At 63.4% G+C, this 5,264-nt stretch carries 5 protein-coding genes and 2 pseudogenes; 1 reads left to right on the top strand and 6 read right to left on the bottom strand.

All coding sequences use genetic code 11. The annotated features are described in order from the left end of the window. Positions 1 to 375: pseudogene (locus EOA27_RS20445) on the top strand (phosphonate metabolism protein/1,5-bisphosphokinase (PRPP-forming) PhnN); the annotation flags it as partial. Positions 376 to 555: 180 nt separating this feature from the next. Here EOA27_RS20445 and EOA27_RS20440 read toward each other — a convergent pair. The 6 genes and pseudogenes from EOA27_RS20440 to EOA27_RS20415 all read right to left on the bottom strand — a co-directional run. Next, the gene (locus EOA27_RS20440) at positions 556 to 1,371 is read right to left on the bottom strand and encodes an ATP-binding cassette domain-containing protein (RefSeq protein ID WP_126080070.1); all 816 of its coding nucleotides are present in this window, start codon (positions 1,369 to 1,371) and stop codon (positions 556 to 558) included. Then, positions 1,371 to 2,108, bottom strand: a complete 738-nt coding sequence (locus tag EOA27_RS20435) for an ABC transporter permease subunit (RefSeq protein ID WP_348639867.1) — start codon at positions 2,106 to 2,108, stop codon at positions 1,371 to 1,373. Before EOA27_RS20435 ends, EOA27_RS20440 begins: the two co-directional genes overlap by 1 nt. A gap of 1 nt (position 2,109) precedes the next feature. Further along, positions 2,110 to 2,856: an ABC transporter permease subunit gene (locus EOA27_RS20430; RefSeq protein WP_245463128.1), complete on the bottom strand. Its 747-nt coding sequence runs from the start codon at positions 2,854 to 2,856 to the stop codon at positions 2,110 to 2,112. Positions 2,857 to 2,932: 76 nt separating this feature from the next. Then, on the bottom strand, positions 2,933 to 3,775 hold the full coding sequence (locus EOA27_RS20425; protein WP_245467298.1) for a transporter substrate-binding domain-containing protein: 843 nt from the start codon (positions 3,773 to 3,775) through the stop codon (positions 2,933 to 2,935). A gap of 182 nt (positions 3,776 to 3,957) precedes the next feature. Then, positions 3,958 to 4,953, bottom strand: a complete 996-nt coding sequence (locus EOA27_RS20420) for an ABC transporter permease (protein ID WP_127257004.1) — start codon at positions 4,951 to 4,953, stop codon at positions 3,958 to 3,960. Next, a pseudogene (locus EOA27_RS20415) lies at positions 4,950 to 5,264 on the bottom strand (sugar ABC transporter ATP-binding protein); the annotation flags it as partial. The gene EOA27_RS20420 and the pseudogene EOA27_RS20415, both read right to left, overlap by 4 nt.

Raw genomic sequence — 5,264 nt, 5'->3', positions numbered from 1 at the left:
TTCTCGCTGTGCTGGGACGCGCACGGCCTGCGCTACGGCCTGCCGGCCGATGTCGACTGGGCCGTGGCGAACGGCCATGTCGCCGTGGCGAATGTCTCCCGCGCGGTCATCCCGGCGCTGCGCGAACGCTACGCCAACCTGGCCGTGGTCGAGATCACCGCCACGCCGGAGATCCTCGCCGAGCGGCTGGCGGCGCGCGGCCGCGAATCGCGCGGCGAAGTGCTTGCCCGCCTGGCGCGCAGCGCCAGCGTCAAGCTGACCGGGCCGGACGTCACCTCGATCGACAACAGCGGCGACAAGGAGCTCGCCGGCGAACGCTTCGCCGAGGTGCTGCGCAAGGCGATGGCGTTTTCCGGTCTGTCGGACATGATTTAAGCGCCTTCCCTTCTCCCCCTTGTGGGAGCAGGTGGCTGCGAAGCGGCCGGATGAAGGGTGCTGGAAGGAATGAAGCGCTGGCGGTTGGGCACAACGGTGCTGCCAGGCGAACGCCATTGCCCAGCTGGAACACCCCTCATCCGTCTCGGCGCTTCGCGCCGATCCGAGAAGGAGAGGCGCCTACTTGTTGAAGTTGGCGATGAACTGCTTGAACTGCGGCGTCGGCGGCCTGGCGAACATCTCCTTCGGCTCGCCGACCGAATCCACCTCGCCCTTGTGCAGGAACATCACCTTGCTCGACACGTCGCGGGCGAAGCCCATTTCGTGGGTGACGACGAGCATGGTGCGCCCTTCCTCGGCAAGCGAGCGCATGACGCGCAGCACCTCGCCGACCAGTTCCGGATCGAGCGCCGATGTCGGCTCGTCGAACAGCATCACCTTGGGGTTCATCGCCAGGGCGCGGGCAATTGCCGCGCGCTGCTGCTGGCCGCCCGACATATGCGGCGGATAGTAGTTGCGGCGCTCCCATATGCCGACGCGCTTCAGCAAGGCCTCGGCCTGCTCCAGGCACTCGGCGCGCGGCCGCTTCAAAACATGCGTCGGCGCGGCGACGAGGTTTTCCAGCACGGTCATGTGCGACCAGAGATTGAAGCTCTGGAAGACCATGGCGAGGTTGGCGCGAATCCGTTCCACCTGGCGGATGTCGGCCGGCATCTGATGGCCGTCGCGGCTTCGCTTCATCTTGATCAGCTCGCCGTCGACCCGCACCTCGCCGGAGTCAGGGGTCTCCAGCAGGTTGATGCAGCGAAGCATCGTGCTCTTGCCGGACCCGGAGGAGCCGAGGATGGAAATCACGTCGCCCTTGTGGGCTTCCAGCGAAATGCCCTTGAGCACCTCGTGATCGCCAAAGCATTTGCGCAGGTCCTTGACGCTGATGGCAGGCGTCACTCCGGAGGACGGTGCTGCTTTCGCGGCAGCGGCGACATTTGCCGACATCACAACACCTCCGGTACGGGTTTGATTTGCTGACTCTGCTCGGGCGGCGGCCGCAGATGCGGCGACAGCCGGTATTCGACCCAGGCGAACAGCCGGGCGATCGACAGGTTGAGCAGCAGGTAGATCACGCCGGCGCAGGTCAGCACCTCGATCGGCCGGAACGTGTCGTGCTGGATCTTCTGCGCCGTTCCCATCATCTCCATGATCGTGACCACCGAGGCGAGCGCGGTCGCCTTGGTCATCAGGATGATTTCGGTCGAATAGGCCGGCAGAGCGAGCCGCAGCGCGATCGGGAGCGTGACGAGGCGGAAACGGGTGAAGGCCGACATGCCGAACGCCTTGGCCGCCTCGATCTGTCCGACCGGCACCGCCCGCAGCGCGCCGCGGAATATCTCGCTCTCATAGGCGGCCGTGTTCAAGGCCATAGCGACGATCGTGCAATACATCGGATCGCGCAGGATCGGCCACAGGATCGAGCTGTGGCGGACGAAGTCGAACTGGGAGAGGCCGAAATAGATCAAATAGAGCTGCACCAGAAGCGGCGAGCCACGGAAGATGAAGACATAGGCGCGGGTGAAATATTCGCCCAATCTGTAGCCGGAAGCCCGCAGCCAGGTCAGGCCGGTGGCGATGATCAGCCCGAAGGCGATGCCGAAGAACCAGATCTCGAGCGTCAGCGGCAGCGCCTTCAGCACGCTCCACATGGTGGGAAGGTAGAAGTCGAGATCCACCGCCACCTCACTTCGGCCGCGTGAAACTGCGCGAGGTGTAACGCTCGGCCTTTTCGAAGATCGGCGTCGAGATCGAGGTCATCACCAGGTAAAGGATGCCAGCGACCGTGTAGAAAAGCAGCGAATGATGCGTCGAACGCGCGGCCTTGTTCGCGGTGAGCATCAGCTCCGCGACGCCGGTGACCGAGATCAGCGCCGAATCCTTGATGGTCAATTGCCAGACATTGCCCAGCCCCGGCACGGCGAGGCGCAGCACCTGGGGCACGATCACGAGGCGAAACCGCAGCCAGGCCGACATGCCGTAGGCGCGCGCCGCCTCCAGCTCGCCGCGGTGGATCGCAAGGAACGAGCCGCGAAAAACCTCGGCCTGGTAGGCGCCGGAAATGATGCCGACCGCAAGCACGCCGCCGAGGAAGCTCGGCATGTTCAGGATGTCGGTCGAGCCGATCGATCCGGTCGACCGCGCCACACCGGTCAGCACCTGCGTGCCGCCATAGTAGAACAGGTAGATGATCAGAAGTTCCGGTTCGCCGCGGAAGACGGTGGTGTAGCTCTCGCCGATGAACCTCAATCCGCCGCGATGCGAGAGCTTGGCCGCAGCCACCAGTGAGCCCAGCGCAGCACCAATCAGCATCGAGACGACGGTGACGGCGAGCGTCCAGGCGATGCCCCAGAGCAGTTGCACGCCCCAGCCGGCGGCCAGCAGCTCATAGGCCGTCGAAAACTGCGCCTGCAGATCGTTGAGAAACTCCACGTACGCCTTCCTTCCCGGCGACGGTTCCTTGTCTCAGTGCAAAACGGGAGCAGCCTTGGCTGCTCCCGTTGCGACATCACTTGGTAATGTCGATCTTGAACCACTGCATGGAGTATTTTGACACCGAGCCGTCGTCGAGCGCGGCCTTGAGTGCCTTGTTGTAAATGTCCTGCAGGTCCTTGTCGCTCTTGCGGAAGGCGGCGCCGATGCCCGGCCCGAGGATCGGACCACCCTTGAATTGCGGCCCGACGAATTCCAGGTCCTTGGCGTCGGGCTTGGCCAGCGTGCCGAGGAAATAGGTGGTGTCGGCGAAGGCCACGTCGATGCGGCCCGCCATCAGGTCGAGGTCGTGCTCGTCGGTGGTCTTGTATTCATGGACGTTGGCGACGTCCTTCAGATATTTGTCGGCGAAGGTCGCCTCGGTGGTCGAGACCTGCAGGCCGACATTCTTGCCGGTGAGCTCCTTGCGCAGCGTGTCGAGCGCCGCCTTGGATTCGGCGTCGTCCTTCGACAAATCGATCATCTTGCCTTTGTTGGACAGGTTGGCCAGCGGGCCGTTCTTGTCGGCCAGGAAGGCCACCGGCGACGAGGCATAAGGGATCGAGAAGTCGATCGTTTTCATGCGCTCCTCGGTGATCGACATGCCGTCCATGACGATGTCGAACTTGCCTGCGGTGAGGCCCGGAATGACGCCGTCCCAATCCTGCGCGACGATGTTGCATTCGAGCTTGGCGCGGGCGCAGACATCGTTGAGGATATCCACCTCAAAGCCGACGATCTTGCCGCTGGCATCGGTCTGATTCCAGGGGGCATAGGAGCCCTCCATGGCGACGGAAACGGTCTTCCAGTCCTTGGCCAGTGCCGGGGTCGAGCAGGTCAACGCCAGCGCCGCGAGCGCGATCCAACCTGATGATGTCACTGTAGTTACTCCCATTTTTGTTCTTGGAATGCTCAGATACCAACTGCTTAGCCCAGCCCCGATTCGCCGACAAGGGCTGTTTTCCGGTTCACGGGTTGTTGCAATTCGTCGACGAATCCGCACGCGCCCGGCGTCTCATCCGCGAGCATCGATCCAATCAGGCCGTTGTCCGAAGAGCGAGATTACTCCGCCGGCGCGCCGGCAACGTTCTGGCGCGTCGCTTCGATCATGCGGCGCCGGGCGCGGAAGACGCCCCATTGCTGGTCGACCAGCACGCCGATCAGGATGACGCCGCCCATTACCGCGAAATTGAGCGATGAGGGGATGCCGAGCAGGTTGACGAGGTTCTGCAGTTCCTGCAGCAGCGCAGTTCCGAGCAGGACTCCGACCAGCGAGCCCTCGCCGCCGCGCAGCGAGAAGCCGCCGAGCACCGCCGCGGCGATGGCGTAGAGTTCATAGAACTGGCCGTGGCTCGCCGGCGAGATCGAGCGCGTGTACATGGCGAAATAGATCGCCGACAGCGCCGACAGCACGCCGCAGATGACATAGGCCGCGATGATGATCCGGCCGGTGCGGATGCCGGAATATTTCGCCGCCTCCTCGTTCTTGCCGATGGCGTAGAGATAGCGGCCGAACACCGAGCGGTGCAGCACCACCCACATGACAATGGCAATGACGATCAGTGCGATGAAGGAGTTCGGCAAGCCGTAGGAGCGGCCCGCGGTCAGGAATTCGAGCGTCGGGAAATTCTGCCCGAAGGCAAAGCCCGCCGTACCATCGGCGGTGTAGAAACGCGCCACGCCGCGATAGATCAAGAGGCCGCACAGCGTCACCACGAAGGGCTGCAATTTCAGCCTTGTGATCAGCCAGCCATGCACGAAGCCGATGACGGCGCCGAGCACGATGATCACCACGAAGGCCAGCGGCCAGTCCAGTTCGCGGACAGCGATGAAGTCGATGAACAGGGTGCCGAGCAGCGCGATCAGCGAGCCGACCGACAATTCGATGCCGCCGGTGATGATGACGAAGGCCTGACCGATCGACAGGATGCCGAACAGCGCGACGAGGTTGGAGGTGTTGGCGAGATTGATCGCCGACAGGAAGCGCGGATTAATGGCCGTCACCACCGCGCCGACCACCAGGATCAGGATCAGCAGGCCGAGATCTTTCTTGCTCATTCAACTCCTCCCGCCGCTTGCAGCAGTTTCGGCTTCTTGCCGACCGCCAGCAAGAGCACGTTCTCCTGGCTGAAATCGTCCTTGTCGAGGATGCCGGAGATCTGCCCCTCATGCATGACCGCGATGCGGTCCGAGACGCCGATCACCTCTTCCATGTCGCTGGAGATCATCAGCACCGCGACGCCGGCATCTGCCAGCGCCCGCATCAGTCCGTAGATTTCGGCCTTGGCGCCGATATCGATGCCACGCGTCGGCTCGTCCAGGATCATAACCTTGGGGTTCATCGCCAGCCATTTGGCGAGGACCACCTT

This window comes from Mesorhizobium sp. M2A.F.Ca.ET.037.01.1.1 (assembly GCF_003998075.1).
In the GTDB taxonomy this organism is placed as follows: domain Bacteria; phylum Pseudomonadota; class Alphaproteobacteria; order Rhizobiales; family Rhizobiaceae; genus Mesorhizobium.
Note: the sequence above shows the minus strand (reverse complement) of the source record. Positions and strands in the feature narration are given on the sequence as shown.

Bases quoted from the DNA above. Each gene is read 5' to 3' on its own strand.
- EOA27_RS20440 (WP_126080070.1), bottom strand. From the start codon at position 1,371: ATGTCGGCAAATGTCGCCGCTGCCGCGAAAGCAGCACCGTCCTCCGGA.
- EOA27_RS20420 (WP_127257004.1), bottom strand. From the start codon at position 4,953: ATGAGCAAGAAAGATCTCGGCCTGCTGATCCTGATCCTGGTGGTCGGC.